Source organism: Rathayibacter sp. AY1A7 (assembly GCF_002930845.1).
Lineage (GTDB): Bacteria > Actinomycetota > Actinomycetes > Actinomycetales > Microbacteriaceae > Rathayibacter.
Genome location: NZ_PSTL01000007.1, coordinates 48139 through 74057 on the forward strand (window position 1 = coordinate 48139; position 25919 = coordinate 74057).

Consider the following 25919-nt stretch of genomic DNA (forward strand, 5'->3'; position numbering starts at 1 on the left):
GGGCGGACGGCTCGGCGGGCGCGGGACCGGGCCGGCGTCTCTCCACCGGCGCTCACGACTGGCACACCGGGCACCAGTAGAGCTTGCGCGCGCCGATCTCCTCGAGCAGCACGTTCGTGCCGCAGACGCGGCACGGCAGACCCTCGCGCTTGTAGACGTAGTTGCGCTCGGCGCGGCTGCGGACGGCTTTCGAGCGCTCGGTCTTCGTCAGGCCGCGGCGCGTGATCATCATCCCGGTCCGGATGCCGTCCTCGAGCAGGTCCGCCCAGTCCCGCCACAGCTCCTGTGCGAGCTCCAGCGGCACCTGCTTGCCGGGAGTGTGCGGGTCGAGGCCGGCGCGGTAGAGCAGCTCCGCGCGGTAGATGTTGCCGATGCCGCTGACCACGGACTGGTCCATCAGCACCAGCCCGACCGGCGTCGCCGTCCTGCGGAGCCGGTTCACGAAGCGGTCGCGAGCCTCGTCGGAGTCGTCGTCGGCCGGATCCGGACCGAGGCGGGCGAGGAGGGCCTCCACCTGGGCGGGGTCCATCACCTCGCAGGCGGTGGGGCCGCGCAGGTCGGCGACGGTCTCCTCCGTCATGATGCGCACGCGCACCGCGCCCACGGGCTTCGGCGGGAACTCGTCGAGATCGGAGTCGGTCTCGTGCTCCGTCTCGGAGAGGCGCACGGCGCGGCGGCGCCGGGGAGCGCCGATGCTGCTGCCGGCCTTCCCGTCCGGGAACAGCGGCGAGACGTGCCCGAGGAAGTCCCACGCGCCGTAGAGGCCGAGGTGGACGTGCAGCGTCAGGTCGCCCTCGAAGCGCAGCAGCAGGTGCTTGCCGACGGCCGTGGACTCGAGGACCTCGCGCCCGTCGAGGAGCGCGGCTCCCTCGGTGAAGCGGCCCTGGGGGCTGCTGGTCGCGACGCGGTGCCCGACGACGTCGCGCTCGAACTGCAGGGCGATCCGATGGACGGAGTGCCCCTCGGGCACTCAGCGCTCCTTCGCGGCGGAGTCGACGACCCGGCCGGCGATGTCGCCGGTGGCCTCGTACTCGGCGAGCTGCGCGATGCGGCGCACGTGGCGCTCCTCGAAGGTGAAGGGCTCGGCGACGAACGCGTCGATGAAGCCGGTGGCCTCCTCGACGGAGTGCTGGCGGGCCCCGATCGAGATGACGTTCGCGTCGTTGTGCTGGCGGGCCAGCACGGCGGTGCTCAGGTTCCAGACGAGCGCCGCGCGCACGCCCGCGACCTTGTTCGCCGCGATCTGCTCGCCGTTGCCCGAGCCGCCGAAGACGACGCCGAGGGCCTCGACCCCCGCCTCCTGATCGCGGACGACCGCGGCGGCGGCGTTGATGCAGAAGGACGGGTAGTCGTCCAGCGGGTCGTAGGACGTGGGGCCGTGGTCGATCACGTCGTGACCGGCGGCGCCGAGGTGCTCGATCAGGTGACGGCTGAAGTCCAGCCCTGCGTGGTCCGTGGCGATGTGGATGCGCACGAGAGAACTCCTCCGGAAGAGCCGTCTGGGGCCCGCGGTGCCCGGGCCGGGAGTCAGAGTACCGCGAGTCGGCTCAGTCGAACTGCGGGTCGCGGGTCCGCGAGCGCTTGAGCTCGAAGAAGCCGTCGAAGGAGGCGGCGGCGACGATGCCGTCCCAGAGGGTCAGCGCCTGCTCGCCCCTCGGGATCGGCGAGATGACGGGGCCGAAGAAGGCGACGTCGCCGATCGCGATCACCGGAGTGCCGACGTCCTGGCCGACCCGCTCGATCCCGTCGAAGTGGGAGGCGCGCATCGGCTCGTCGTACTCGTCCGTGTCGGCGTGGGCGGCGAGCTCCGCAGGCAGGCCGAGCTCGGCCAGCGACTCGGCGATCACCGCGTCGACGTCGGTGCGCCCCCCCGGATGGATCCGGGTGCCGAGCGCGTCGTAGAGCGGCTTCACGTGCTCGCGGCCCTCGCGCTCGGCGACGGCGGCCACCAGGCGCGTGTAGCGCAGCGCGCGCGGGAGGAAGGCGCGGTACGAGTCGTCCACGTCCTTGTCCTCGTTGAGGACGGCGAGGCTCATGATGTGCCACTGCACGTCGAGGTCGCGCGCGGGGGTCACCTCGTCCACGAATCGCGAGGTCATCCAGGCCCACGGGCAGGAGGGGTCGAACCAGAAGTCCACAGAGGTCATGGGGACACGCTACGCCGCTCGCCGCGGCCGCGTCCGCGCTCCCCGGCGGCTCCGCAGGATCGGCGCCACGGGGCTCCATGGCGGGTCCCGGCAGCTCTAGGGTGGATCGGCGGCGCCCGCACCCCGGCGCCCGCGGCAGCGCCCGAGACGAACGGATGGAGCACCCCCGTGCCAGGAGACAACCTCACCCGGAGCGAGGCGCAGGAGCGCGCCTCGCTGATCCAGGTCCACGACTACGACATCGCCCTCGACCTGACCCGGGGAGCCGAGACCTTCCTCAGCACGACCACGGTGCGCTTCTCCGCCACCGAGGGCGCCTCGAGCTTCATCGACGCCGTCACGGGCACGGTCCACTCCGTCACCCTCAACGGCGCGGAGCTCGACCCCGCCGACGTCGCCGACGGCGTCCGCATCCGCCTCGACGCCCTGGCCGCGGACAACGAGCTCACCGTCGTCGCCGACATGCTCTACACCAACACGGGCGAAGGCCTGCACCGCTTCGTCGACCCCGTCGACGGCGAGGTGTACCTGTACTCGCAGTTCGAGGTGCCCGACTCCCGCCGCGTCTTCGCGGTGTTCGAGCAGCCGGACCTCAAGGCCGAGTTCCGCTTCACCGTCACCGCGCCCGCGCAGTGGCAGGTCGTGTCGAACCAGCCCACTCCCGAGCCGGTCCCGGCGGGCGAGGGGATCGCGACGTGGAGCTTCGAGCCCACCCCGCGCATCTCCTCCTACATCACGGCCCTCGTCGCCGGACCCTACGTGGTCGAGACCGACTCGCTCGTCTCCTCCGACGGCCGCACCATCCCGCTGGGGGTCTTCGCCCGGGCCTCGCTCGCGCCCTTCCTCGACGCCGACTACGTGTTCGAGAAGACGAAGCAGGGCTTCGCCTTCTACGAGGAGAAGTTCGGCGTCCCGTACCCGTTCGCGAAGTACGACCAGCTGTTCGTCCCCGAGTTCAACGCCGGCGCGATGGAGAACGCGGGAGCGGTGACCTTCACCGAGACCTACGTGTTCCGCTCCAAGGTGACGGACGCGATCAAGGAGCGCCGGGTCGTCACGATCCTCCACGAGCTCGCCCACATGTGGTTCGGCGACCTGGTCACGATGAAGTGGTGGAACGACCTCTGGCTCAACGAGTCGTTCGCCGAGTACGCCTCCACCCTCGCCACCGCGGAGGCGACGGAGTGGACCGAGGCGTGGACCACCTTCGCCGCGATGGAGAAGAGCTGGGCCTACCGCCAGGACCAGCTGCCCTCGACCCACCCGATCGTCGCGACCATCAACGACCTCGAGGACGTCCAGGTCAACTTCGACGGCATCACCTACGCCAAGGGCGCCTCGGTGCTCAAGCAGCTCGTCGCGTGGGTCGGCGAGAAGGAGTTCCTCGCCGGCGTCCACGAGTACTTCGTCAAGCACGCCTTCTCGAACACGGAGCTGCGCGACCTGTTGGTCGAGCTGGAGGCCACCAGCGGGCGCGACCTCACCGAGTGGTCGGCGCAGTGGCTCGGGACGGCCGGCGTGAACACGCTCCGCCCCGAGATCGCGGTCGACGAGAGCGGAGCGATCGCGTCCTTCGCGATCCTGCAGACCGCGGTCGAGGAGTACCCGACGATCCGCCCGCACCGCCTGGCGATCGGCCTGTACGACTTCAAGGGCGAGCGCCTCGTCCGCGTCGAGCGCCTCGAGCTGGACGTCGACGGGGAGCGCACCGAGGTGCCCGAGCTGATCGGCCGCACCCGTCCGGCGCTCGTGCTGCTCAACGACGACGACCTCGCCTACGCGAAGGTCCGCCTCGACGACGCCTCGCTCGCCGTGGCCGTCGAGCACCTCGCGAGCATCGACAGCCCCCTGGCCCGCTCGCTGGTCTGGGGCTCGGTCTGGGACTCGACCCGCGACGCCGAGTCGGCGCCGCGCGACTTCGTCCGCCTCGTCCTGGGCAACGTCGCGACCGAGACCGAGTCCACGACCCTGCGGACGGTGCTCAACCAGCTCGTCGCCACCGCCACCCAGTACGTCGCTCCGGAGTACCGGGCCGAGGTCGTCGAGGAGGCGGGCGATCAGCTGTGGACGCTCGCGCAGAGCGCCGAGCCGGGCAGCGACGCGCAGTTCCAGTTCGTGAAGTTCTTCGCCGCGATCGCGTCCACCCCGGCGCACCTCGAGGCCGTGCAGGCGCTGCTCGACGGCTCCACCGCCCTCGGCGGCCTCGACATCGACACCGACCTCGGATGGGAGCTGCTGATCGCTCTCGTCGCCGGCGGGCGGGCCGGTGCGGACGACATCGACGCGGCGCTCGCCTCGGACAACACGGCGACCGGCCAGCAGTCGGCCGCGCACGCCCGTGCCGCACTGCCGACCGCGGAGGCGAAGCGCGCGGCGTGGGACTCCGTCACGGCCGACGACTCGGCACCGAACACGATCGTCCGCTCGACGGGCCTGGGCTTCCAGCGCGCCGCCGACCCGCGCCTGCTCGACGCGATGGTCCCGGTCTACTTCGACGCCCTCCGCACCCTCTGGGAGTCGAAGAGCTACAAGATCGCCGAGTACCTGGTCGTCGGCTTCTACCCGGCCGCCACGCCCTCGCAGGAGATCGTCGACGCCACCCGCGCCTGGCTCGACGCGAACCCGGAGGTCCCGGCGCTGCGCCGACTCGTGATCGAGAACCTGGCCGGCGTGGAGCGTGCGCTCCGCGCCCAGGAGCGCGACACCCGGGGCTGACAGCGAGCCGCCCGGTCCCCCGGCGCTCGGCGCTGCGGGACCGGGCGGCTCTCCCCGCTCCCGGCGCCTAGCGCTGCGGGACCGAGCGGCGCTCCGGCCCGTCATAGGCGGACAGCGGCCGGATGAGTGCGTTCGAGCCCCGCTGCTCGATCACGTGGGCCGTCCAGCCCACCACCCGCGCGGCGACGAACAGCGGAGTGAAGATCCCGGTGTCGAAGCCCATCAGCCGGTAGGCGGGGCCGGACGGGTAGTCGAGGTTCGGCAGGATCCCCGTCCGCTCGGCCATCGCCGCGGCCAGGGCGTCGTACAGCTCCATCATCTCGCCGGCCCCCTCGTGCTCGGCGAGCCGCCGGAGAGCGGCGTCCATGGTCGGCACCCGCGAATCGCCCGACTTGTAGACCCGGTGGCCGAACCCCATGACCTTCCGGCGCTGTCCGAGAGCCTCGGCGAGCCACTCGCGGGACCGCCGGTCCGCCTCCGGTCCGGTGCCGACCTCGTCGAGCACGTGCAGCACGGCCTCGTTCGCCCCGCCGTGGAGCGGTCCCTTGAGCGCTCCGACAGCGGCGGTCACGGCGGAGTGGACGTCCGACAGCGTCGACGTCACGACGCGGGCCGTGAAGGTCGAGGCGTTGAAGGAGTGCTCGGCGTAGAGCACCAGCGAGACGCGGAACGCGTCGACGACGACCGGCTCCGGCACCTCGCCGAAGGTCGTCCAGAGGAAGTTCTCGGAGTAGTCGAGGTCGTCGCGCGGCTCGATCGGCTCGAGGCCGCGCAGGCGGCGCTGGGCGTAGGCGACGATCGCCGGCAGTGCCGCCCAGAGCCGCACGGAGCGCTCCAGCACGGCCTCGGGAGGGTCGGCGTCCGGATCCTCCTCGAGCGCGCCCAGGACGCTCACCGCCGTCCGCACCACGTCCATCGGGTGCGCCGACAGAGGCAGCAGGTCGATCACGGTGCGCACCTCGGGGGCCAGGGCGCGGTGGGCCCGCTCCACGGCGGCCAGCCCGGCCGTCTCCTCCGCAGTGGGGAGCTCGCCGTGCCAGAGCAGCCAGGCCACGTCCTCGAACGAGGTCCCCGCCGCGAGCTCCTGCACGGGGTAGCCGCGGTAGAGCAGCGAGTTCGACGCCGGGTCGACCTTCGAGACGGCCGTCGTGTCGACGACGACCCCCACGAGTCCCTTGCGGATGTCCTGATCGGTCGTGCTCATCCTTCGCTCCTTCGCGAGAGGCGGGCGGCGGCGCCGGGGAGCGCCGCCGGTTCGTGCGGGTCGGCGCGCTCAGGCGCCGTAGTGGTCGGCGAGCGAGAAGTCGAAGACGCCCTCGTCGAAGCGGCTGTACGAGGCGTAGTCGAGGAGCTCGTAGAGCTCGGCGCGCGTCTGCATGCCCGGGACCTCCGAGCGGAGCGAGCCCTCCGCCTTGAGGGCGTCGAGTGCCCGCATCGCGGCGCCCATCGCGATCCGGAGCAGCGAGACCGGGTGGATCACGACGTTCACGCCGACGTCGGCGAGCTGCTGCGCGGTGAACAGCTCGCTCTTGCCGAACTCGGTCATGTTGGCGAGGATCGGCACGTCGATCGCGGCGCGCACGGCCTCGAACTCGGACAGGTCGCGCATCGCCTCAGGGAACACTGCGTCGGCTCCGGCGTCGACGAGGCGCTTGGCGCGGTCGATCGCGGCCGGCAGGCCGTCGAGGGCGCGGATGTCGGTGCGGGCCATGATCACCAGGTCGGAGTCGCGGCGCGCGTCGACGGCCGCCGCGATCCTCCGCACCGAGGTCGCCTCGTCGACGACCGCCTTGCCGTCGAGGTGCCCGCAGCGCTTGGGGTTCACCTGGTCCTCGATGTGCAGCCCCGCGACTCCGGCGTCCTCGAGCATCTGCACCGTGCGAGCGACGTTCAGCGGCTCGCCGAAGCCGGTGTCCGCGTCGACGAGGACGGGCAGGTCGGTCAGGCGCGCGATCTGCTGCGAGCGGCCGGCCACCTCGCTGAGCGTGGTGAGCCCGATGTCCGGCAGCCCCAGCTCGGCCGAGAGCACGGCGCCCGAGACGTAGATCCCGTCGAAGCCCTTCGCCTCGATGAGGCGCGCGGAGAGCGGAGTGAACGCGCCGGGCAGCTGCAGCAGCTCGCCCGAGGCGAGGCGCTCGCGGAAGAGGCGGCGCTTCTCGGCGGGAGTCCGGGTGGAGTGGAGCATCGGGCGTCCTTCCCAGGGCGGTGTCCGGGTCCGAGCGGACCCGCCTCGAATCTATACGCGCTCGGGGCTCGTGCACCCGTCTCGGAGGGAGGCGTCCCGTAGCCTGGAGCGGTCATGCTGCTTCTTCAGACCTCCACCCCGGACCCTGTCGCCGCCACCGTCTCCTTCTTCGAATCCGAGCCCTTCTGGAAGGTGGTCGCGATCCTCGGGATCGTGCTGGGCGCGCTGCTGGTGCGCGTCATCGCCCACTTCGTGATCGGCCGCGTCGTCGATCAGATCGTGTCGGGAGTGAAGCGCCGCCAGCGCGTCGAGGACACCCAGTCGATCGCCGCGTCGCCGCTCGCGGCCGTGCGGGTGGTGCAGCGCACGCGCACGCTCGGGTCGATCCTCAACAACCTGAGCTCGATCCTGATCGTCGTCATCGCCCTGGTCATGATCGTGACGACGATCGACAAGGACCTCATCGGCTCCTTCGCCCTGCTGACGGCCGCCCTCGGCGCGGGCCTCGGCTTCGGCGCGCAGAACATCGTCAAGGACGTCCTGAACGGGCTGTTCATGGTCGCAGAGGACCAGCTCGGGGTCGGCGACGTCGTCGACACCGGGCAGGCGACGGGCGTGGTCGAGTCGGTCGGCGTCCGGGTGACGCAGATCCGCGACGTCAACGGCACCCTCTGGTTCGTCCGCAACGGCGAGATCGTCCGGGTCGGGAACATGTCGCAGGGCTGGTCGCGCGTCATCGTCGACCTGGCCGTGCCCTATGAGACGGACCTCGAGCAGGTGCAGTCCACGGTCCTCGCGACCGCGAACGAGCTGGCGGCGAGCAGCCGCTGGCGGGCCCGGATCATCGACAAGCCCGAGCTCTGGGGCCTGGAGTCCATCGCCGACGACGCCCTGGTCATCCGGGTCGTGGTCAAGACCCGCACCACCGCCAAGGACGACGTCGCCCGCGAGCTGCGCCTGCGCCTGAAGAAGTCGCTCGACGCGCTCGACGTGAAGCTCCCCTCGCTGGCCACCGTCGTCCTCGAGGGCTTCGAGGGGGCGACGAGCGTCGGAGGCGCCAAACCGCCGCGGACCACGCCCTCCCCCACGATCAGCACCGAGCACGGCAAGCCCGTGCGGCTCCCCCGCGCGCTGCGGCGCGGGAGCGGGACGCCGCCCCAGGACGGCGGCGGCACCTCCGGCCCGACGGGAGCGCGCTCGTGAGCGGCCTGCAGATCGGCGGCACGCCTCCGCTGCGCAGCTTCTGGGAGCACATCGGCGGCCGGCCGACGTTCGAGCGCCTGGTCCGCCGCTTCTACGAGGGCGTCCGCGAGGACGAGGTCCTCTGGCCGATGTACCCCGAGCACGACCTCGAGGGCGCGATCCAGCGGCTGACCGGCTTCCTCGAGCAGTACTGGGGCGGCCCGGGCACCTACAGCGAGGAGCGCGGCCACCCGCGCCTGCGGATGCGGCACCAGCCGTTCCGGATCAACCCCGAGGCCCGCGACCACTGGCTCCAGCACATGCGGACGGCCGTCGACGATCTCGAGCTCGCTCCGGCCGACGACGCCCTGCTCTGGGACTACCTGGAGCGCGCCGCCCACGCGATGGTGAACACCTTCGAGGAGTAGCCGCTCAGCCCGGGGTGCGGACCAGCACGTGTCCGCGCGGTGAGGTGAGGCGGCGCCAGGCGCCGCTCTCGAGCAGGGCGACCGGGTCGTCGGCGCCGAGGAACCCGAGCGCGAAGAGGGCGAACGCCGCTCCCGCCGGGACGTCCTCGAGGCCGTCGAGCGGGCGGCCCCAGACGCTCGACCGCACGCGGCCGACGATCTGCTCGCCCGTCTCGGAGCCGACGGCCGCCGCGATCTCGTCGATCCCCTCGCGCGCGACGCGCTCCAGGAAGCCCGGGTCCACGGGCTCGCGCCGGGTCCAGCCGCCGCGGGGCGGGGAGACGCCCGCCCAGGGCCCCGCCGTCGCGTCGTCGCCGTCGGGCAGGACGACCGGCTTGCCGTCCGCTCCGCCCGGCTCCCACTGCAGGCGGGCGAGGCGGTCCGACAGCGCACGGATCGGCACGACCCGGTCGAAGCCGGCGGGCTCGTCGAGCGCGAAGACGCGCAGGCCCAGCACGGTCGCGGAGCGGTCGAGCAGACCGCGGGGCTGGAGGATCGGCGTGTAGGCGGCCAGCACGTGGTCGTCGGCGAGGAGCCGGACCGCACCGTCCTCGACCCGGGCCGAACGGCCGAGGAAGACGCGCAGATCCGACAGGCTGGGCGGATCCGCCAGGGAGAAGGACGAACTCATCGCGTCGATAAACTTACCCGAGGCCGCTCGCCCGACCGCCCGACACCCCGGAGGTACCGTGCCCGATCCCCTGTCCTCGTTCCTCACCGCGCTCGACCTGACGGACACCGGCGCCCGCACCAGCGAGGACATCTCGACGGGTCCCTCGCAGTGGATGCCCGAGGGGCGGGTCTTCGGCGGCCAGGTCCTCGCGCAGTCGCTCATCGCGGCCGGTCGCACCGTCGAGGGGCGCTCCGTGCACTCGATGCACGGGTACTTCCTCCGCCCCGGGGACGTCTCCCTGCCGATCACGTTCTCGGTCGACCGGATCCACGACGGCCGCTCCTTCTGCACCCGTCGGACGCAGGCCTACCAGAACGGACGCCCCATCCTCTCGATGATCGCCTCGTTCCAGACCGAGGACGAGGGCCTCGACCACCAGGCGCCGATGCCGGAGGGGATCCCCGACCCGGAGTCGCTGCCGAGCACCGCTGAGATCCTCGCGGGGGTCGACCACCCGGTCGGCAGCTTCTGGGCCACGCAGCGCCCCTTCGACGTGCGGCACGTCGAGCAGCCGGTGTACCTCCGGGCCGACCCCGAGCGGGTCGCGCACCAGAGCGTGTGGATGCGCTCGCTCGGACCGCTGCCGGACGATCCGATGCTGCACCGCGCCGCCCTCGCCTACGCGAGCGACTACACGATCCTCGAATCCACGCTCCGCCGGCACGGTGCGGCCTGGACGACGCCCGGCCTGCGGATCGCGAGCCTCGACCACGCGATGTGGTGGCACCGCCCCGCGCGCGTGGACCAGTGGCTCCTCTACGTGCAGGAGGCGCCGAGCGCGTCCGGCGGACGCGGGCTCTCGCTCGGGCGCATCTACACGCAGGAGGGCGTGCTCGTGGCGAGCGTCGCCCAGGAGGGCATGGTCCGCGTCCCCCTGGGCTGAGCTCAGCCCCGCTTCGAGAAGGTGATGGGCTCCTCGACGTAGGGGCCCCACGCCTCGCGGAGCTCCTCCGGGATGCGCTGGGGCCTGCCCGTCGCGGCCGTCACCAGCACCAGAGTGGTGGCCGCCTTCGTGAAGAGCACCCGCGGGACGACGCCGGCGGGCGAGTAGAGCTCGTAGCAGACCTCGAGGCTCGCCCCGCCGATCCGCCCGATCCACAGCTCCACGTCGATCGGCGCGCGCATGTACGGGATCGGCGCGAGGTACTCGATCTCCTGCCGGGCGATGAGGCTGATCGACTCGGCGCCCGGCCGTGCGTCGAGCACCGCCGTCGCCATCCCGCCGGGCTGCGGCGAGTCCGGCTTCCAGAACGCCTGGATGCGCGCCTCCTCGAGCAGGCGCAGCATCTCAGCGTTGTTCACGTGCGCGTAGGCGTCGAAGTCCGACCAGCGCAGCGGGATGGCGACGTGCAGGCGCATCAGTCGCGGGTGAGCTTGCGGTACGCGGAGCGGTGCGGCTTCGCCGCGTCCGGGCCGAGGCGCTCGATCTTGTTCTCCTCGTACGCCTCGAAGTTGCCCTCGAACCAGTACCAGTTGGCCGGATCCTCCTCGGTGCCCTCGTAGGCGAGGATGTGGGTCGCGATGCGGTCGAGGAACCACCGGTCGTGCGTGATCACCACGGCGCAGCCCGGGAACTCGAGGAGCGCGTTCTCGAGGCTGCCCAGGGTCTCGACGTCCAGGTCGTTGGTGGGCTCGTCGAGCAGGAGCAGGTTGCCGCCCTGCTTGAGCGTCAGCGCGAGGTTGAGGCGGTTCCGCTCGCCACCGGAGAGGACGCCGGCCTTCTTCTGCTGGTCCGGGCCCTTGAAGCCGAACTGCGAGACGTAGGCGCGGGAGGGGATCTCGGTCTTCCCGACGGTGATGTAGTCGTGCCCGTCGGAGACGACCTCCCACAGGTTCTTCTGCGGGTCGATGCCGCCGCGGCTCTGGTCGACGTAGGAGATGTCGACCGTCTCGCCGATCTTCAGGTCGCCCGAGTCGAGCGGCTCGAAGCCGACGATCGTCTTGAAGAGCGTGGTCTTGCCGACGCCGTTCGGGCCGATGACGCCGACGATGCCGTTGCGGGGCAGCGTGAAGCTGAGGTCGTCGATGAGGACGCGCTCGCCGAACTGCTTGTGCAGCTTCTTCGCGTCGATGACCTGGGAGCCGAGACGTGGGCCCACCGGGATGACGATCTCCTCGAAGTCGAGCACGCGCGTCTTCTCGGCCTCGGCCGCCATCTCCTCGTAGCGCGCCAGGCGCGCCTTCGACTTCGCCTGACGGCCCTTGGCGTTGCTGCGCACCCAGTCGAGCTCGGTCGTGAGCCGCTTGGCGAGCTTGGCGTCCTTCTTGCCCTGGACCTCCAGGCGGGCGCTCTTCTTCTCGAGGTACGTCGAGTAGTTGCCCTCGTAGGGGTAGAGGTGCCCGCGGTCGACCTCGGCGATCCATTCCGCGACGTTGTCGAGGAAGTACCGGTCGTGGGTGACGGCGAGCACGGCGCCGGGGTACTTCGAGAGGAACTGCTCGAGCCAGAGCACGCTCTCGGCGTCGAGGTGGTTGGTGGGCTCGTCGAGCAGCAGCAGGTCGGGCTTCTGCAGGAGGAGCTTGGTGAGCGCCACGCGGCGCTTCTCGCCACCCGAGAGGTTGGTGACGAGGGAGTCGCCCGGCGGGGTGCGCAGCGCGTCCATCGCCTGCTCCAGCTGCGAGTCCAGGTCCCAGGCGTCGGCGGCGTCGATCGCCTCCTGCAGGGTCCCCATCTCGGCGAGGAGACTGTCGAAGTCGGCGTCCGGGTCGGCCATCGCGAGGGAGATCTCGTTGAAGCGGTCGATCTTGCCCTTGATCTCGCCCACGCCCTCCTGGACGTTCTCGAGCACCGTCTTGGTCTCGTCGAGCTCGGGCTCCTGCATCAGGATGCCGACGGTGTAGCCCGGGCTGAGCCGCGCCTCGCCGTTGCTCGGCGTGTCGAGCCCCGCCATGATCTTCAGGATCGTCGACTTGCCGGCGCCGTTGGGCCCGACCACGCCGATCTTCGCTCCCGGCAGGAACGACATGGTGACGTCGTCCAGGATCAGCTTGTCGCCGACCGCCTTCCGCGCGCGCACCATCGAGTAGATGTATTCAGCCATGCCCAGTCCTCAAGTCCGTCGGTCTGCGCGGAGTCGGGTCGCCCGCCGGTCCCCTGCTCCGCGCGGAGGCGCTGACGGAGGCTCGGACCGGGGCGGGACGCCGGGCCCCGGCCGACGCGGAGCGCAGGCCGCGGGACCGTCCGCACCAGTCGAGGATAACGGGAACTCGCCGGTCCGCGTCGGAGGGAGCGCCTGAACGCGGACCGCCCTCGGCTCCGGCCGGGCCGGTGGGGAGGGCGGATCGCGTCAGCGGACGACGGTGCGGATCAGCTGCAGGGCGTCAGGCGCTCCACCGCCTCGGACAGCGTGTCCGTGCTGCCGAGCAGGATCACCTGCGTCGCCTTGGACGCGGTGATGTCGGCGAGGACCGCCCGGGGCACGCAGGTGGGCTGGACCGCGAAGAGCGGGCTCCCGGTGTAGCCCGCCGCCGTGGCTCCGGCCAGGGCGTCGGGGAACTTCTCACCCGTCGCGAGGAAGACGGTATTCGCCGAGGTGAAGGCCGCCTTGTTCAGCTTCTCCGAGGTGTCGTACCGGTCGGTCCCGCCGATGCGGGTGATCACCGGGCCCGTGATCGAGCGCTCGATGCCGGCGCTGACCGAGAGCGAGGAGCCCGCGATCGTCAAGCTACTGACCTTGAGGCCGCTGATGATCTGCTGGGTGAGGGGGTCCACCGTGGAGCCGGTTCCGTTGGTCAGCACCACCGGAGCGCGATTCGCGCCGGCTGCGGCGCTGGCGCTCAGGGCGTCGGGGAACTTCTCGCCCGTGGCCAGCCAGGCCATCGAGGAGCCGCCCCTGAAGGCGTCCTGGAGGATCAGCTTCGAGGTGTCGTAGCGGTCGACTCCGCCGATGCGTGTGGTCTTCCCCTTCGGCGCATACGCGGCCAGGTCGTTGTAGACCTGGCTGCCGACGCTGAGCTCGGAGCCGACGACGACGATCTTCGCGGGCTTGAGACGCGTCAGCTCGGTGCGGACGACCTGGCTCATCGAGTCGCGGTCGACCAGGAGCAGCGGCCCGCCCGCCTTGGCCGCGGCGGGTCCGGCGCTGAGCGCGTCCGGGAAGTTCTGCCCGGTGGCGACGTAGACGACGGGGACGTTCGCCGGGAAGGTGCGCTTGGACACCTCGACCGCGGTGCCCTGACGGTCGGTGCCCGAGATGCGCGAGACGACCGGCGAGCCGGCGGGCGGGGCCGTCGGAGTGGTGGTCGGCGCGGGCGTGACCGGAGGAGTGGTCGGGGTCGGCGTGACCGGCGGGGTGGTCGCGGTGGCCGTCGGGGACGGCGTGACCGGCGGGGTGGTGGCTCCGCTTCCCGTCACACGGACCGCGGCGTCCGACGTGATGGTCGCTCCGCGGGGCTGCTCCACCCTGCCGTTGCTGATGCCGGTGACCTGGAGCAGGCTGCTCACACGGTCCTTGTAGGCGTCGTAGGCGCTGGACGGGATCGTCACGGTGACCTTGGACTGATCGTTGTCCGCGACGACCTGGGCGGGGATCCGCTCGGTCCTGCTGGGACCGACGTAGGCGGTGAGCCCCTGGAGGTCGTAGAAACCGGGCTGGTTGGACTCGAGGACGACGGTGTCGCCGCCCTTCACGTCCGGCACCTCAGCGGCGTTGCTGTAGGCGAAGTAGGCGGCGCTGCGCTGGAGCGTCTGCGCGGTCCCGCTGAGGTCGACCCCGCCGACGCCGCCGCTGCCGGAGGCTCCGGCGACGGAGAGGGTGGCCGACGTGGTCAGCTCGTAGCCGCTGTCGACCGGCTGGCCGATCGGCTCCCGGGGGTTCTTGATCGGCTGCTTCTGCGCCGTGATCTGGAGGGCGACGGTTCCACTGCCGAACGAGGCGAGGGGCTGCTTCAGGTCGATGCGGAAGCTGCGGCTCCCGGACGCGAGCTTCGCCGACCCGGCGAGGTCGTAGTCACCGATCGCCCAGTTGTAGGTCGTGAACGCCGGATAGGAACCCGTCGGCCGAGCGGAGTCGGAGAGCGTGACGTCGAGCGCGGTGACGTCGCCCGCGACGGGACTGATCTGGGCGGCCGAGAACGTCTCGGTGGTCGACCAGTTGTAGGGACTCGTCAGCGCAACCATCCGGCTCTCCGCGGCGGCAGCCGCTCCGGCTCCTGTCGTCACTCCGAGGACGACGGCTGCCGTGCTCGCGACCGCGATGGCGGTGCGCCTCCACCTCGCTCGCGTCGTCGTCTGCGGTCGGGATGTGGTCATGGCGAGTTCCCCCTCGTCGTGGTCCTCGTGCCGAGCACTCCCGTCGGCACGTCCGTCGCGGTGCCCGCGCTGGGGCACACGTGTCGGTCCGGGCAGCCTAACCGTGCGGAGCGGCGTCCCGGGGAGGGGAGGGCGCCGCCGACCACCGGGATCGCCGACCGGTCCGCTCGCACGAGGCGGTGCTCACGCTCGGATCCGTACCGGTCGGAGTGGTCCTGCAGGAGCGACGGGCGAACACCGGGCTCTCTCGGACTCGACGGGCGAGGGGCCTTGTCGAGGATCCTTTCGTCCTTTCTGACCCCGACCGGGGCTCATGGCGGAGCGGTTCCCGGTCGAAGCGAGCGCGTCAGCCCTGGATCGGGACGGTCCGGCCGACCAGGCAGGCGCCGGTCGCGATCGGAGCCGCGATCACCGCCCGCACCCCGCCGCTCTTCGGGCCATACTGGCCGATGAGGCACGACTCCCCGAGCTTGACGGAGACCTGCACCGAGTCCGCGTCGAGCCCGACCGAGGTCTCGTCGGCCGTCAGCTGCATCGTTTCGCGGGAGAACCCCGCCGCGACGAGCGCGTCGACCACACTGGAGCCGCTCACCTCCGGATCGGGCTCGGCCGCCGCGCGAAGGGTCTGCTCGAACACGGGGAGGTTCTGCTCCGTCGTCCCGCCCGGCACGAAGGCGACGGGTGCGGTGGACTCCGCCGGTGCCGGCGCCTCGGCTGCGGAGGAGGACACCACGGGGTCCGGCGCCGACGGCGACGTGCAGCCGGAGAGGCAGACGGCGAGACCGCCGAGCACGAGCGCGATGCGGGCCGCTCGGTTCCGTGTCACGCCCGGCTCCTCCTGACCGGGACGGCTCTCGCTCCGGTCCCCCGGATCAGAACGGGGTCTCCCCGGATCCTACCGAGAGACCGGGAGCGCCTCCGCCGACGCCCGCCGCCACCGGCGGCTCGGGTGCGGCATCACCGCGGTCATGGCCCGACGCGCCCCAGTCCCCCGCCGCGGCGCCCTCGCGCGGCGCCTCCTCGCTCCACGCGGGCTCGGCGGCAGGGGCGGGAGCAGAGGCGCGCCCGACGGTCTTCGTGAAGCTGCTGGTCCCCCAGGCGAGGTCGTGCCCGATGCCCTCGGCCGTGAGGACCACATCGGTACCGGCCTTGCCTCCCGCCTCCCAGGCCCTCACCCCGAGCCGCCCGGTGACGAGGATCCGGTCGCCGCGCGACAGGGAGGACAGCGCGTTGCCGGCCAGGCCGTTGAATGCGGTGACGGTGTACCAGTTGGTCGAGACGTCGACCCAGCGCTGCTCCGAGCGGTCGTAGCGCCGCTGCGTCGAGGCGAGCCGGAAGCTGGTCATAGCGGTGCCGCTGGAGGTGTCGATGCTCCGGGGCTCGGTGCCGATGGTCCCGATGACGGTCAGCGTGTCGGTCATGGTCGTGTCCTCTCTACTCCTGCCCCGCCACGGCTGTGACGGGCACGGCGCCCGGGCGGAGGGGGCTGGTACCGCTCGGGCGCCGCAGGGCCAGTGTCGCGACGAAGGGCCCGCCTCCGAGGTGGAGGCGGGCCCTTCTGGGGAGAGGACGAGCGGATCGTCCCCTGTGGAGGAGCGTTACGACGCGGTGATGTACCTCGAGTAGGACTTGCGGATCTTGTTCACCTTGGGCAGTGCGACCGCCATGCAGTAGCCCTGGCCCGGGTTCTTCGCGAAGAAGTCCTGGTGGTAGTCCTCGGCGGGGTAGTAGACGCCCAGCGGCGAGATCTCGGTGACGATCGGGCCGTCCCACCACTCGGACGCACGGTCGCGCGCGGTCTCGAACAGCTCCTTCTCCTCGTCGGAGGAGTAGAACATCGCCGAGCGGTACTGCGTGCCGACGTCGTTGCCCTGGCGGTTCAGCTGACGCGGATCGTGAAGGGTGAAGAAGACGTCGAGGACGACCTCCTCGGGGATGACCTCCGGGTCGAAGGTGACGGCGACGGCCTCGGCGTGGCCGGTGCGCCCGGAGCAGACGTCCTCGTAGTCGGGCTCGGTCGTGCGGCCGCCGGTGTAGCCGGAGACGACGTCGGTCACGCCGTCGAGGACGCGGTAGACGGCGTCCAGACACCAGAAGCATCCTCCGGCGAGTACGAATGTGCGCATTGCGTGTGACTCACTTCCTGTCGCGTCGACGCGTCCGGGGTGCCGGAGGCGTCAGTCGGTCCAACACGCTCACCGCCCCCTGCATTCCGCGGATCCGCCCCCTGCAATAGAGTCGCGGCGTGAGCTACGACGCCGCCCCCGCCCGCTACGACCGCATGGACTACCGACGCACCGGACGGAGCGGCCTGCTGCTGCCCGCCCTGTCGCTGGGCCTCTGGCACAACTTCGGATCCGACCGCTCCCTCGACACGCAGCGCGCGATCCTCCGCCGCGCGTTCGACCTGGGCGTCACCCACTTCGACCTCGCGAACAACTACGGACCGCCCTACGGCGCCGCTGAGACGGCCTTCGGCCGCATCCTCGCGGAGGACCTCCGCCCTTACCGCGACGAGATCGTCATCTCGTCCAAGGCCGGATACGACATGTGGCCCGGCCCGTACGGGGACGGCGGCTCGCGCAAGTACCTGCTCTCCTCGCTCGACCAGAGCCTGCAGCGGATCGGCGTCGACTACGTGGATGTCTTCTACTCGCACCGGCCGGACCCGGAGACTCCGATCGAGGAGACCATGGGCGCTCTCATCTCGGCGGTGGAGTCGGGCAAGGCGCTCTACGCCGGCATCTCGAACTACTCGCCCGAGCAGACCCGGGCCGCGCAGGCGGCACTGGCGGGCAGCGGAGTGCCGCTCCTCCTGCACCAGCCCCGCTACTCGCTCTTCGACCGCGGACCCGAGGACGGCCTCTTCCCCGTGCTCGACGAGCTCGGCACCGGCTGCATCGTCTTCTCGCCGCTGGCGCAGGGGCTCCTGACGGACCGCTACCTCGACGGCACCGTGCCGGAGGGGTCCCGTGCGGCGACGTCGCGCTTCCTCTCCTCCGACCGGATCGACGAGGCGTACCTGGAACGCGCCCGCGGCCTGAACGCGATCGCGCAGCAGCGCGGCCAGTCGCTGGCCCAGCTCGCCCTGAGCTGGGTGCTCCGGGTGCCCACCGTCACGAGCGCCATCATCGGCGCGTCGAGCGTCGCGCAGCTCGAGCAGAACGTCGCCGCGCTGGACGCCGGCCCCCTCTCGCAGGAGGAGATCGACGCGATCGAGGAGTTCGCGGTGCACGGCACGACCCTGCGCTGACGCCCCGGCGGGGATGTCGGTGGTCGGCCGTAGTCTGCGACAGCACTCGGCCGGTGAGTGCTCCGAGACTCGAGCAGGAGGAACCGATGTCCCTGTCCACGCTGCACGCCACCCGCACCCCGCCGACGCTCACCCGGGTCAACGCCGGGCTGTGGCGCGTGAGCACCGGCTCGGGCGCCGTGGTCGGTCACATCGAGCTGGTCGAGGATCCGCTCGGCGAGCGGTACCGCGCCCGGCTGCTGCGGGCGGGCATGCCCGCCGGCGCCGAGCTCGGCGAGTTCTGGAGCGTCGACGACGCGATCGAGGTCTTCCGCGTCGCCTGACGCGCCGATCCGCCCGGTCGGCGGCGTGCCGACCGGGCCGCGGCGACCGCCCCGGATAGCGTTCGCCCCATGCAGTGGTGGAACGAGTTCATGTCCTGGATCCGCACGAGCGACGGGCACCAGGCGGTCTTCACGGCCGCTGTGGTCCTGCTGGCCGTGGTGGTCGGAGCGATCGTGATCGCCTCCGTCTTCCGAGCGTCCATCGCGCGCCTCATCCGTCAGCAGGATCACGAGCGGAAGAACGCGGTCATCGCGACGCTCGTCGACGCCGCGGTCGACGCCTCGGCCTGGAACGTCCTCAGCAGCCCGGAGCGCGTCCTCAGCGACCGCGCGTCCGCGCAGGCCGAGACGCACCTCCGCCTCCTGCCCGTCAAGGGCTCCGGCGTCGCGGCCAACTGGGCCGCTCACGAGCTCGCCGAGCTGAAGCACACGTCGAGCACCGGCGGCTACCAGACGCAGGCGAGCGTGGGCGAGTTCCGCGACCGCCTCGTGCAGTGGCGGGACAAGCCCGGGCGCGCCCGGAAGGCCTTCCTCGCCGACCTCGAGCGCTGGCGCTTCTCGGAGACGGGTCGAGACCGCTCCGCCGAGTCCGCTCCGTCGTCCGATCGGGCCGCGAGCACCGCCGAGGCCGCTCCCCAGCGCACCGCTCCCCCGGCCGCCGCACCGACCGCCGTCGCACCGGTCGTCGTCGGCGCGGGCTCCGCCTCCGGCTCTTCAGCCCCGCAGACGCCCACGATCGTCCTCCCCGCGTCGGCCGGGGACGCCTCGCAGGAGGAGACCCGCCGCCTGCTCGCCGACGTCGACCGCCTGGAGGTGCCGTCGCGCGAGCGTCCCGTGGAGGAGCTGCCGCCCGTCGACCCGCAGCGCTCGGCTCCTGCCGCCCAGCCGCAGCCGGACGCGGAGCACGACGCGACGCCGTCGGCTCCGGCCGACGGAGACCGCGACGGCGTGCCGGCCGACGACGAGGCGGTCGTCCGGGCGGACGAGGCCCGGTTCGAGCGGTCCGCCTCGGACGACGACCGAGGCCAGGAGCGCAGCTCGGTCTGAGTGCTCCCGACCACGAGAAGAAGGCCCCGATCGCGAGTGCGATCGGGGCCTTCTCCGTGGTGCGGGCGGTGCGTGTACTGACTAGCTGTGTGCATCACGTGCACGGGCGACTCGGCCGACCAGTACGGCGAGGGGCGCCGCGACGATCGTCCACGCGACGGCGATTCCACCGAGAATGGCGAGGAGCAGCATGGTCGTACCTCCGTTCGTTACGTCGTTGTAATTCCGGACACCCCAAGACTAGGTGCCTGAATGACACTCAAACGACTTCGGGTGGGAAACACGCCGGTGTTGCCTCCGATTTGCCGGTGTGTTACTGGTGGAGCGACCGCGAGTCCTCGTCCGAGGGTCACCGGAGCGGAGGAAAACCCCGTGGGTGCCGGGCGTCACTCCTCGGAGGAGCGCAGCGCCGCCCGAGGAGAGGCCGCGACGCGGTCGAAGGACGGGCGCGAGGCGTCGACGCTGATCCGCACGCCACCGGGACAAGACTAGGGACGGCGACCGGCGCGCTCCCGATCCGATGGTGCCCCCGGCAGGAATCGAACCTGCGACCAAGAGATTAGAAGGCTCCTGCTCTATCCGCTGAGCTACGGGGGCGGACTGCGACCACGATACCGAAGCGCAGGGGCCGCGCCCGCCGGGGCCTAGGCGCCCCGGACGAGTCCCAGCACTCCCACGAGCAGGGAGACCACGGCGAGGGCGAGCGACACGCCGATGAGCACCGTGTGCACGCGGAGGAAGGTCGTCGCGCGGCCGTCCGCGTCGCGCGCCCGCGGGTCCTTGCGGACGCGGCGGAGGAAGGGCGGCCAGACGATCGCGTTCCACACGGCGTTGACGATCAGGAGGCAGCAGGCGAGCGTGATCACGAGGGTCCAGTGTAGGAGGAGCGGGACGGCCGGACCGGGTGTCGGCGGCCGCCGATAGACTGCCCCGCATGAGTAGCGCCCCCGACCGTCTTGTCTGGATCGACTGCGAGATGACGGGGCTCGACCTCTCCGTCGACGAGCTCGTCGAGATCGCCGTCGTCGTCACCGACTTCGAGCTGAACCCGCTCGACGAGGGGCTCTCCCTCGTCATCCGGCCCGACGCGACCGCGCTCGAGAACATGGGCGACTTCGTCCGGTCGATGCACGAGACCTCCGGGCTGCTGGTCGAGATCCCCTCCGGCGTCAGCGTCGCGGAGGCCGAGTACGAGGTGCTGGAGTACGTGCTGAAGCACGTCCCGGCGGACCAGCAGGCCCCCCTCGCCGGCAACTCGATCGGCACCGACCGCGCCTTCCTCGCGAAGTTCATGCCGCGCCTCGACGGCCACCTGCACTACCGCAACGTCGATGTCAGCACGATCAAGGAGCTGGCACGGCGCTGGTTCCCGCGCATCTACTTCAACGCGCCCAAGAAGCACGGCGGACACCGCGCTCTCGCCGACATCCTCGAGAGCATCCGAGAGCTGCAGTACTACCGCCGTGCCGTGTTCGTGGAGCAGCCGGGGCCGAGCACCGCCGAGGTGCAGGCCGTGTCGGCCGCCGTCGTGGACGAGTTCGCCTCGCGGATGTAGTACTCTCGTACAGTTGCTTCGGCGGGTCACCCCGCCGGAACACGCTCCTGGTGGGTATAGCTCAGTTGGCAGAGCGCCTGGTTGTGGTCTAGGAGGTCGCGGGTTCGAGCCCCGTTACTCACCCCAGTGGCTGTGCATGCAGCGGAAGAGGCCCGGAGTTCCGACTCCGGGCCTCTTCGCACATCCGGCGACCGGCAGCGATCGCCGACGCAGAGAGGTCCCGGATGCTCGAGCTGGACGAGGACGCCTTCGAAGCCCTGGTGATCTCCGAGCTCGACGCGCTCCCGGACGACATGGTCGACGGGCTCGACAACGTCGTGTTCGTCGTGGAGGACCGGCCCGAGGACGGGACCCTGGATCTGCTCGGCTACTACGACGGCGTCGCCCTCACCGAGCGCGAGCGCTACGGCTTCGGCGAGATGCCCGACCGCATCGTGCTGTTCCGCGAGCCGCACCTCGCCGCGTGCGACGATCTGGACGCGCTGCGCGACGAGATCCACGTCACGCTCGTCCACGAGATCGCCCACTTCTACGGCATCGACGACGACCGGCTGCACGAGCTCGGCTGGGCCTGATCACCGCCGAGGGCGAGCCTCTCACCGGCATCCGCGCGTCGCAGCGCTCGGAGGGGACCCCTCAGCCGCGCACCGCTCCCCCGCCGCCCGTGTCCAGCACGAGGTCGGCGTTCTCCCGGGGCCGCTCCCGAGCGCAGTAGGAGCGGAAGTCGCGGTCCCAGGCGTCCCAGTGCGGAGCGAAGAGCTCGCCGTCGCGCTCGAGCGCGCGCACGCGCCGCACCTCGTCGTCGGCCTCGAGCCAGACCACCAGATCGGCGTGGCGGCGCGCGGCGGCGCCGGCCGATCCGCAGCCCTCGAGCACGAGAAGCGGCTCGCGGACGACGCGGCGCCCGGCCGTCGTCCCCGCGGCCCAGTTCCAGGGCCGCCAGTGCGCCGCGAGGCCGAGGCCGTGGGGGCGGACGAGCGTCGCGGCCGTCTCCCGCGACGCCCGGTCCAGGCCCGTCCAGCCGGGGTAGAGATCGTCCATCCGCACGAGCGCGACCGACGATGCCGCCGGCGCGAGACGGAGCTGCTCGACCAGCGCGCGCGCGAACGTCGACTTGCCGGAGCCGCTCGGTCCGTCCAGCAGCACCGTCCGACGACGCCGCGCGATCACGGAGCGGGCGAGGTCGCCCGCCGTCCGATCCGTCAGCGGCAGGATCCGCTCAGCCATGCAGGACGAAGCTCCAGGAGCCGGTGACGACGGCGGCGGTCACGGCGACGGCAGCGATCAGCACTCCGCCCGCGAGCAGCAGGAGGTCGCCGGCTCCGAGGCGCGACTGCCGCGCCCAGGTGCGCGGGACGCCGGAGCCGAAGCCCTTCGCCTCCATCGCCGTCGCGAGCCTGCTCCCCCGCCGGATGGCCAGCACGAGCAGCGAGAACGTGCGGGCCGCGAGGCTGCGGAGCGCCTCGACGGGCCCGCGGCCGTCGGCGACCCCGCGGGCCCGGCGGGCCATCGACAGGGTGCGCCAGTCGTCGACGAGCAGACCGACGAGCCGCATGCCGGCGAGAGCGCCGAGCACGAAGCGCGAGGGCAGGCGCAGGATCTGCGCCAGGCCGTCCGCCAGGTCCGTAGGGTCGGTGGTGGCGATGAGGACCACGCTCGGCAGTCCGATCGCCAGGACGCGCAGCGCGATGGCCAGCCCGAGGGCGACGGATCCCTCTGTGACCGAGACGATGAGGAACTCCGCGAAGACGGCGCCGCTGTCGCGACCGTAGAGAACAGTCGAGAGGCCGGCGAGCGGAGCCGCGATCCAGACGGGAGCCGTCCGCCGCACGAGCTCGCCCGCCCGGAGCCCCGCGAAGGGCAGAACCAGCAACTCGAGCGCCAGCGCCGTCGCCGCGGAGACCGCATCGACCGTGAGGAGGAGCGCGAACGCGATGACCAGGCTGGCGAGGAGCTTGGCGACCGGGTTGGCCCGGGCGATCCGGCTGCGCGCGGGAACGGAGTCGAGGAGCGTCATCCCGACACCGCCTCGCGGGCGCCGAGGGTGACGACCGAGTCGGCGAGGGCGACGACCAGCGCCTCGTCGTGGGTGACGGCGAGCACCGCCGTGCCCGCGTCGCGCTGCTCGGCGAGGAGGTCGACGAGCACCTCCCAGGTCAGGCGGTCCTGCCCGAACGTCGGCTCGTCGAGGACGAGCACGGACGGCGACCGGGTGAGGGCGGACGCGACGGCCAGGCGCCGCTTCTCGCCTCCGGAGAGGGTGAACGGATTGGCGTCGGCGAGGTGCGCGAGGCCGAGGCGCTCCAGGAGCTCCTCCGCCCGATGCCGCTCCGTCTCGTCGCGGGCGCCCAGCGCGAGCTCGGCGCGCACGCGAGCGGTGAGGAACTGGTGCTCCGGCTCCTGGAACACCATCGCGATCCGTCCGGCGAGCTGAGCCGAGGTCCAGCGGATCGGCTCCGGGCCCGCACCGGCGCGGAGCGACTCGGAGGCGGTCACCCGCCCCGCGACCGGCGGCAGGAGACCGGCCAGCGTGAGCGCGAGGGTCGACTTCCCCGCGCCGTTGGGTCCCAGCACGGCCGTGGCCCGCGCGGAGTCGACGGCGAGCTCGAGCCCCGAGGCCACGATGGTCGAGCGGCGGCGCCCGAGGACGGGCCGGCCGATGGCGAGGTCGTGCGCGCTCAGGGCGGCGGGCGAGGGCAGCACGCTCGCCCCGCGCCGGGCGGGGGTGTCACCGGGCAGCCAGACGCCGGAGGCGCGGAGCACGTCGTGCGTTCGATCGAGGACCTCGACCGGAGCGCCGTCGGCGACGACCGCGCCGTCCCGCCCGAGCACCACGACCCGGTCGACGAGGCCGACCCACACGTCGACCCGGTGCTCGACGACGATCAGCGTCGCCCCCGTGCGGGCGGCCGTGCGCTCCACCGCCGCCCGCACCTCGCGTACACCGTCCGGATCGAGGTTGGCGGTGGGCTCGTCGAGGAGCAGGAGCCGCGGACGCATGGCGAGCACACCCGCCAGGGCGAGCCTCTGCTTCTGCCCGCCCGAGAGCGCCGAGGTGGAGTGGTCCAACGGCACGTCGAGACCGACGTCGCCGAGCGCCTCCCGCACCCGCGCGGGGATCTCCTCGCGCGGCACGCCGAGGTTCTCGCAGGCGAACGCGACGTCGTCGCCGACCCGCGCCAGGACCGCCTGAGTGTCCGGATCCTGCAGCACGAGCCCCGCGACACCGCGCCGGGTGAGCGGCGCGGCTCCGTCGATCTCGAGCTCGCCCGCCGCGGAGCCGTCCTCCTCCCCGCCGAGGACGCCGGCCAGGGCGTGCAGCAGCGTGCTCTTTCCCGCGCCGGAGGGGCCGAGGAGCAGCACGCGCTCCCCCGGCTCCAGCGCGAGATCGAGGCCGGAGAGGGCGTCGCGGGAGCGTCCCGCGTGCCGCCAGCTCCAGCCCCGCGCCCGGACGGAAGCGCCGCTCATCGAGCGCCCGCGCCGGCTCCCTCGACCGTCCGGCCCTCGCGCCCGGAGGCGAAGCGGTCCAGCGCTCCCGAGGCCGCGAGCCCCCGCACCGCGAACCAGGACAGCAGCCCGGCCAGGAGCGCGCCCGAGACGATCGAGGAGGCGACGTAGACGGTCTTGAAGAGCGCGTCGTTGACGGCGTAGTACGACAGCAGGTCGTTGATCGCGAGGGCCAGCCCGGCACCGGCACCGGCCAGCATCGCGACGAGCGGACGGCCGCTGCGGTAGAGGAAGAGCGCCAGGACGATCTCCGCGCCGAGTCCCTGCACGAGTCCGGAGATCAGCACGGTGAAGCCCCACTGGGTGCCGATCAGAGCCGACACGGCCGCGGCGACCAGCTCGGTGTAGAGCGCGGCTCCGGGCTTGCGGATGATCAGGCCGCCGAGGACGCCGGCGAAGAGCCAGCCGCCGCCGAGGAGCCCGCCGAGCCCGGGCAGGAACTCGAAGGCGAGGCCGAGGACGTTCGTCGCCAGGCCCCAGGCCCAGAAGACGATCCCGCTCGCGACGGCGACGACGCTCGCCACCACGATGTCGACGACCCGCCAGCGCAGATCGCGCCGAGCCGGGGCGGAGGAGGTGAGGTTCTGCGCGTTCGTGTTCTGCGCGTTCGTGTTCTGCGCGTTCGTGTTCTGCACTGACGTGCCCTTTCGTGGAAGCGAATGGAGGGCACGGGTTGGTAAGAGGAGATCGAAACGTTCCTTCGCTGGCATGACCCAGATCAGGTTCGACGGTCGAAGGCTGCTGCCTTCCTCTCAGCCCGGTGCACCGGACTCCCGTGTTCGTCGGCAATCATAGACGTCATGTCGTGGTCGGTGGTCGTCGTCCTGGCCGTGCTGCTGATCGTCCTGCTGCAGGCCCTGCTCTGGCAGCGCCGTGCGCGGATCCGCCGCGAGCTGCTCAGCTACGGCACGCGGGTGCCGGCGCGCGTCGTCGGGCCGGATCCGGCACGCGGCGATCGCGATTCGGCACGGGATCTGGGCAGGCTCCTGGTCGTCTACCGGACCGCCGAGGGTGTGGAGAAGCGCGCGCAGAAGTACCCGCTGAAGCGGGGGGACGCGTGGATGGCCGGTGAGCCCGCCGCGGTGATCTACGACCCCCGCCGGCCGGACGACGCCGAGCGGCTGATCGTCGGCTTCGGCCGGACGAAGAAGAAGTGGTACCCCGCGCGCCAGCAGCGCGCCAGCTGACGCGGGGCCGCTCCGGCTACTTCTTGAGGGCGCGGATGATGCGCGCGAGGGCCTTGCCGGTCACCCACACGAAGGGGATGCCGACGGCGAGGACCGAGATCACGTTCGGCTGGAACCGCAGGCCGAGGTCGTCCTTGATGTAGGCGCCGATCGGGATGACCGTGGCGCCGCCGCCTCCGCCGCCGCCCTCCTGGCCGTCCTCGGAGCCGCTGCCTCCGCCGAAGCCGAACCAGCGGAGGGCGACGGGGACGAGCGAGACGCCGTCGACGGTGACGGGCTCGCCGTAGATCGTCGCGGTACCCGCGGTGGTGACGGTGTCGGCCAGGGAGACTGCGATGTTGGGCATGGTGCGACGGTACTCCGCGGCTCTCCGCGGCGACAAGCGGCCCGCCGGGGCGCACAGGACTCGTCCATGGACCTCCGGGGA

28 protein-coding genes, 2 tRNA genes and 1 riboswitch are annotated in these 25919 nt (G+C 71.9%); of the genes, 11 read left to right on the top strand and 19 right to left on the bottom strand.

Annotated elements, in window-relative coordinates; translation table 11 throughout:
* Positions 1-52 precede the first annotated feature (52 nt).
* The 3 genes from C5B95_RS07695 to C5B95_RS07705 form a co-directional block, all read right to left on the bottom strand.
* Positions 53-970: an Fpg/Nei family DNA glycosylase gene (locus C5B95_RS07695; protein ID WP_104348877.1), complete on the bottom strand. Its 918-nt coding sequence runs from the start codon at positions 968-970 to the stop codon at positions 53-55.
* On the bottom strand, positions 971-1474 hold the full coding sequence (locus C5B95_RS07700) for a ribose-5-phosphate isomerase (RefSeq protein WP_104223700.1): 504 nt from the start codon (positions 1472-1474) through the stop codon (positions 971-973). It abuts the gene before it with no gap.
* 73 nt (positions 1475-1547) lie between these two features.
* Positions 1548-2147, bottom strand: a complete 600-nt coding sequence (locus tag C5B95_RS07705) for a DsbA family protein (RefSeq protein ID WP_104348878.1) — start codon at positions 2145-2147, stop codon at positions 1548-1550.
* 168 nt (positions 2148-2315) lie between these two features.
* On the opposite strand from C5B95_RS07705, the gene pepN reads away from it, so the two are divergent.
* A complete protein-coding gene (pepN, locus tag C5B95_RS07710; RefSeq protein WP_104348879.1) occupies positions 2316-4862 on the top strand; it encodes an aminopeptidase N in 2547 nt (848 codons plus the stop codon).
* 67 nt (positions 4863-4929) lie between these two features.
* On the opposite strand, the gene C5B95_RS07715 is transcribed toward pepN, so the two are convergent.
* Both C5B95_RS07715 and prpB read right to left on the bottom strand, forming a co-directional pair.
* A complete protein-coding gene (locus C5B95_RS07715) occupies positions 4930-6066 on the bottom strand; it encodes a bifunctional 2-methylcitrate synthase/citrate synthase (RefSeq protein ID WP_104348880.1) in 1137 nt (378 codons plus the stop codon).
* A 69-nt stretch (positions 6067-6135) separates the two neighbouring features.
* The gene (gene prpB, locus C5B95_RS07720; RefSeq protein ID WP_104223704.1) at positions 6136-7047 is read right to left on the bottom strand and encodes a methylisocitrate lyase; all 912 of its coding nucleotides are present in this window, start codon (positions 7045-7047) and stop codon (positions 6136-6138) included.
* A gap of 114 nt (positions 7048-7161) precedes the next feature.
* Between prpB and C5B95_RS07725 the strand changes: the two genes are divergently transcribed.
* Positions 7162-8250: a mechanosensitive ion channel family protein gene (locus C5B95_RS07725; protein WP_104223705.1), complete on the top strand. Its 1089-nt coding sequence runs from the start codon at positions 7162-7164 to the stop codon at positions 8248-8250.
* Entirely contained in the window at positions 8247-8657 is a 411-nt protein-coding gene (locus C5B95_RS07730; protein ID WP_279630823.1) for a globin, read from the top strand. Before C5B95_RS07725 ends, C5B95_RS07730 begins: the two co-directional genes overlap by 4 nt.
* Before the next feature lie 4 nt (positions 8658-8661).
* Here C5B95_RS07730 and C5B95_RS07735 read toward each other — a convergent pair whose 3' ends face one another.
* Positions 8662-9327, bottom strand: a complete 666-nt coding sequence (locus C5B95_RS07735) for a hypothetical protein (RefSeq protein ID WP_104348881.1) — start codon at positions 9325-9327, stop codon at positions 8662-8664.
* Between the two features lie 58 nt (positions 9328-9385).
* On the opposite strand from C5B95_RS07735, the gene C5B95_RS07740 reads away from it, so the two are divergent.
* Entirely contained in the window at positions 9386-10252 is an 867-nt protein-coding gene (locus C5B95_RS07740) for an acyl-CoA thioesterase II (protein ID WP_244230637.1), read from the top strand.
* A 2-nt stretch (positions 10253-10254) separates the two neighbouring features.
* On the opposite strand, the gene C5B95_RS07745 is transcribed toward C5B95_RS07740, so the two are convergent.
* The 6 genes from C5B95_RS07745 to msrA form a co-directional block, all read right to left on the bottom strand.
* Positions 10255-10728 carry a thioesterase family protein gene (locus tag C5B95_RS07745; protein ID WP_104223707.1) on the bottom strand — a complete coding sequence of 158 codons (474 nt, stop codon included), beginning with the start codon at positions 10726-10728 and terminating at the stop codon, positions 10255-10257.
* Positions 10728-12410, bottom strand: coding sequence for an energy-dependent translational throttle protein EttA (gene ettA / locus C5B95_RS07750; protein ID WP_104223708.1), 1683 nt, complete (start codon positions 12408-12410; stop codon positions 10728-10730). Before ettA ends, C5B95_RS07745 begins: the two co-directional genes overlap by 1 nt.
* 266 nt (positions 12411-12676) lie before the next feature.
* On the bottom strand, positions 12677-14620 hold the full coding sequence (locus tag C5B95_RS07755; RefSeq protein ID WP_146076541.1) for a cell wall-binding repeat-containing protein: 1944 nt from the start codon (positions 14618-14620) through the stop codon (positions 12677-12679).
* Between the two features lie 346 nt (positions 14621-14966).
* A complete protein-coding gene (locus C5B95_RS07760) occupies positions 14967-15446 on the bottom strand; it encodes a DUF6993 domain-containing protein (protein WP_104348883.1) in 480 nt (159 codons plus the stop codon).
* Between the two features lie 46 nt (positions 15447-15492).
* On the bottom strand, positions 15493-16041 hold the full coding sequence (locus C5B95_RS07765; protein ID WP_104232526.1) for a single-stranded DNA-binding protein: 549 nt from the start codon (positions 16039-16041) through the stop codon (positions 15493-15495).
* A gap of 177 nt (positions 16042-16218) precedes the next feature.
* Entirely contained in the window at positions 16219-16746 is a 528-nt protein-coding gene (msrA, locus tag C5B95_RS07770; RefSeq protein WP_104348884.1) for a peptide-methionine (S)-S-oxide reductase MsrA, read from the bottom strand.
* A 119-nt stretch (positions 16747-16865) separates the two neighbouring features.
* Here msrA and C5B95_RS07775 point away from each other — a divergent pair, with 119 nt between their 5' ends.
* From C5B95_RS07775 to C5B95_RS07785, 3 genes are all read left to right on the top strand, one after another.
* Positions 16866-17873 carry an aldo/keto reductase gene (locus C5B95_RS07775; RefSeq protein WP_104348885.1) on the top strand — a complete coding sequence of 336 codons (1008 nt, stop codon included), beginning with the start codon at positions 16866-16868 and terminating at the stop codon, positions 17871-17873.
* An 86-nt stretch (positions 17874-17959) separates the two neighbouring features.
* Positions 17960-18196: a hypothetical protein gene (locus tag C5B95_RS07780; RefSeq protein ID WP_104348886.1), complete on the top strand. Its 237-nt coding sequence runs from the start codon at positions 17960-17962 to the stop codon at positions 18194-18196.
* 69 nt (positions 18197-18265) lie between these two features.
* Positions 18266-19243: a hypothetical protein gene (locus C5B95_RS07785; protein WP_104348887.1), complete on the top strand. Its 978-nt coding sequence runs from the start codon at positions 18266-18268 to the stop codon at positions 19241-19243.
* Positions 19244-19764: 521 nt separating this feature from the next.
* Here the strand turns inward: C5B95_RS07785 and C5B95_RS07790 are convergent.
* Together C5B95_RS07790 and C5B95_RS07795 are read right to left on the bottom strand one after the other, a co-directional pair.
* A tRNA-Arg gene (locus C5B95_RS07790) sits at positions 19765-19840 on the bottom strand.
* Between the two features lie 47 nt (positions 19841-19887).
* Positions 19888-20109, bottom strand: a complete 222-nt coding sequence (locus C5B95_RS07795; protein ID WP_104348888.1) for an SCO4848 family membrane protein — start codon at positions 20107-20109, stop codon at positions 19888-19890.
* 68 nt (positions 20110-20177) lie between these two features.
* Between C5B95_RS07795 and orn the strand changes: the two genes are divergently transcribed.
* From orn to C5B95_RS07810, 3 genes are all read left to right on the top strand, one after another.
* Complete coding sequence (gene orn / locus C5B95_RS07800; RefSeq protein ID WP_104257371.1) at positions 20178-20798, top strand: oligoribonuclease; 621 nt, start codon at positions 20178-20180, stop codon at positions 20796-20798.
* A gap of 50 nt (positions 20799-20848) precedes the next feature.
* Positions 20849-20924: transfer RNA gene (locus C5B95_RS07805), tRNA-His, on the top strand.
* A gap of 98 nt (positions 20925-21022) precedes the next feature.
* Complete coding sequence (locus C5B95_RS07810; protein ID WP_104223719.1) at positions 21023-21373, top strand: metallopeptidase family protein; 351 nt, start codon at positions 21023-21025, stop codon at positions 21371-21373.
* Between the two features lie 61 nt (positions 21374-21434).
* On the opposite strand, the gene C5B95_RS07815 is transcribed toward C5B95_RS07810, so the two are convergent.
* From C5B95_RS07815 to C5B95_RS07830, 4 genes are read right to left on the bottom strand one after another with little or no spacing between them, the layout of a single operon-like run.
* Entirely contained in the window at positions 21435-22025 is a 591-nt protein-coding gene (locus tag C5B95_RS07815; protein WP_219812582.1) for an AAA family ATPase, read from the bottom strand.
* On the bottom strand, positions 22018-22815 hold the full coding sequence (locus tag C5B95_RS07820; protein WP_104232521.1) for an energy-coupling factor transporter transmembrane protein EcfT: 798 nt from the start codon (positions 22813-22815) through the stop codon (positions 22018-22020). Before C5B95_RS07820 ends, C5B95_RS07815 begins: the two co-directional genes overlap by 8 nt.
* Positions 22812-24266 carry an ABC transporter ATP-binding protein gene (locus C5B95_RS07825; RefSeq protein WP_104348889.1) on the bottom strand — a complete coding sequence of 485 codons (1455 nt, stop codon included), beginning with the start codon at positions 24264-24266 and terminating at the stop codon, positions 22812-22814. The genes C5B95_RS07820 and C5B95_RS07825 overlap by 4 nt, the downstream gene beginning before the upstream one ends.
* Positions 24263-24940: an ECF transporter S component gene (locus C5B95_RS07830; protein ID WP_104223722.1), complete on the bottom strand. Its 678-nt coding sequence runs from the start codon at positions 24938-24940 to the stop codon at positions 24263-24265. Before C5B95_RS07830 ends, C5B95_RS07825 begins: the two co-directional genes overlap by 4 nt.
* A 43-nt stretch (positions 24941-24983) precedes the next feature.
* A riboswitch (TPP riboswitch) is annotated at positions 24984-25091 on the bottom strand.
* Between the two features lie 14 nt (positions 25092-25105).
* Here C5B95_RS07830 and C5B95_RS07835 point away from each other — a divergent pair.
* Positions 25106-25492, top strand: coding sequence for a DUF3592 domain-containing protein (locus tag C5B95_RS07835; RefSeq protein ID WP_104223723.1), 387 nt, complete (start codon positions 25106-25108; stop codon positions 25490-25492).
* 16 nt (positions 25493-25508) lie between these two features.
* Here the strand turns inward: C5B95_RS07835 and C5B95_RS07840 are convergent, their stop codons facing one another.
* Positions 25509-25838 (bottom strand): hypothetical protein, encoded by a 330-nt coding sequence (locus C5B95_RS07840; RefSeq protein WP_104223724.1) that lies wholly within the window; start codon positions 25836-25838, stop codon positions 25509-25511.
* Between the last annotated feature and the right edge of the window lie 81 nt (positions 25839-25919).

Coding starts and splice junctions, on each gene's coding strand:
- C5B95_RS07705 (WP_104348878.1), bottom strand. CDS start 2,147: ATGACCTCTGTGGACTTCTGGTTCGACCCCTCCTGCCCGTGGGCCTGG.
- C5B95_RS07715 (WP_104348880.1), bottom strand. CDS start 6,066: ATGAGCACGACCGATCAGGACATCCGCAAGGGACTCGTGGGGGTCGTC.
- prpB (WP_104223704.1), bottom strand. CDS start 7,047: ATGCTCCACTCCACCCGGACTCCCGCCGAGAAGCGCCGCCTCTTCCGC.
- C5B95_RS07725 (WP_104223705.1), top strand. CDS start 7,162: ATGCTGCTTCTTCAGACCTCCACCCCGGACCCTGTCGCCGCCACCGTC.
- C5B95_RS07735 (WP_104348881.1), bottom strand. CDS start 9,327: ATGAGTTCGTCCTTCTCCCTGGCGGATCCGCCCAGCCTGTCGGATCTG.
- C5B95_RS07745 (WP_104223707.1), bottom strand. CDS start 10,728: ATGCGCCTGCACGTCGCCATCCCGCTGCGCTGGTCGGACTTCGACGCC.
- ettA (WP_104223708.1), bottom strand. CDS start 12,410: ATGGCTGAATACATCTACTCGATGGTGCGCGCGCGGAAGGCGGTCGGC.
- C5B95_RS07755 (WP_146076541.1), bottom strand. CDS start 14,620: ATGACCACATCCCGACCGCAGACGACGACGCGAGCGAGGTGGAGGCGC.
- C5B95_RS07765 (WP_104232526.1), bottom strand. CDS start 16,041: ATGACCGACACGCTGACCGTCATCGGGACCATCGGCACCGAGCCCCGG.
- msrA (WP_104348884.1), bottom strand. CDS start 16,746: ATGCGCACATTCGTACTCGCCGGAGGATGCTTCTGGTGTCTGGACGCC.
- C5B95_RS07780 (WP_104348886.1), top strand. CDS start 17,960: ATGTCCCTGTCCACGCTGCACGCCACCCGCACCCCGCCGACGCTCACC.
- C5B95_RS07785 (WP_104348887.1), top strand. CDS start 18,266: ATGCAGTGGTGGAACGAGTTCATGTCCTGGATCCGCACGAGCGACGGG.
- orn (WP_104257371.1), top strand. CDS start 20,178: ATGAGTAGCGCCCCCGACCGTCTTGTCTGGATCGACTGCGAGATGACG.
- C5B95_RS07810 (WP_104223719.1), top strand. CDS start 21,023: ATGCTCGAGCTGGACGAGGACGCCTTCGAAGCCCTGGTGATCTCCGAG.
- C5B95_RS07815 (WP_219812582.1), bottom strand. CDS start 22,025: ATGGCTGAGCGGATCCTGCCGCTGACGGATCGGACGGCGGGCGACCTC.
- C5B95_RS07820 (WP_104232521.1), bottom strand. CDS start 22,815: ATGACGCTCCTCGACTCCGTTCCCGCGCGCAGCCGGATCGCCCGGGCC.
- C5B95_RS07825 (WP_104348889.1), bottom strand. CDS start 24,266: ATGAGCGGCGCTTCCGTCCGGGCGCGGGGCTGGAGCTGGCGGCACGCG.
- C5B95_RS07835 (WP_104223723.1), top strand. CDS start 25,106: ATGTCGTGGTCGGTGGTCGTCGTCCTGGCCGTGCTGCTGATCGTCCTG.
- C5B95_RS07840 (WP_104223724.1), bottom strand. CDS start 25,838: ATGCCCAACATCGCAGTCTCCCTGGCCGACACCGTCACCACCGCGGGT.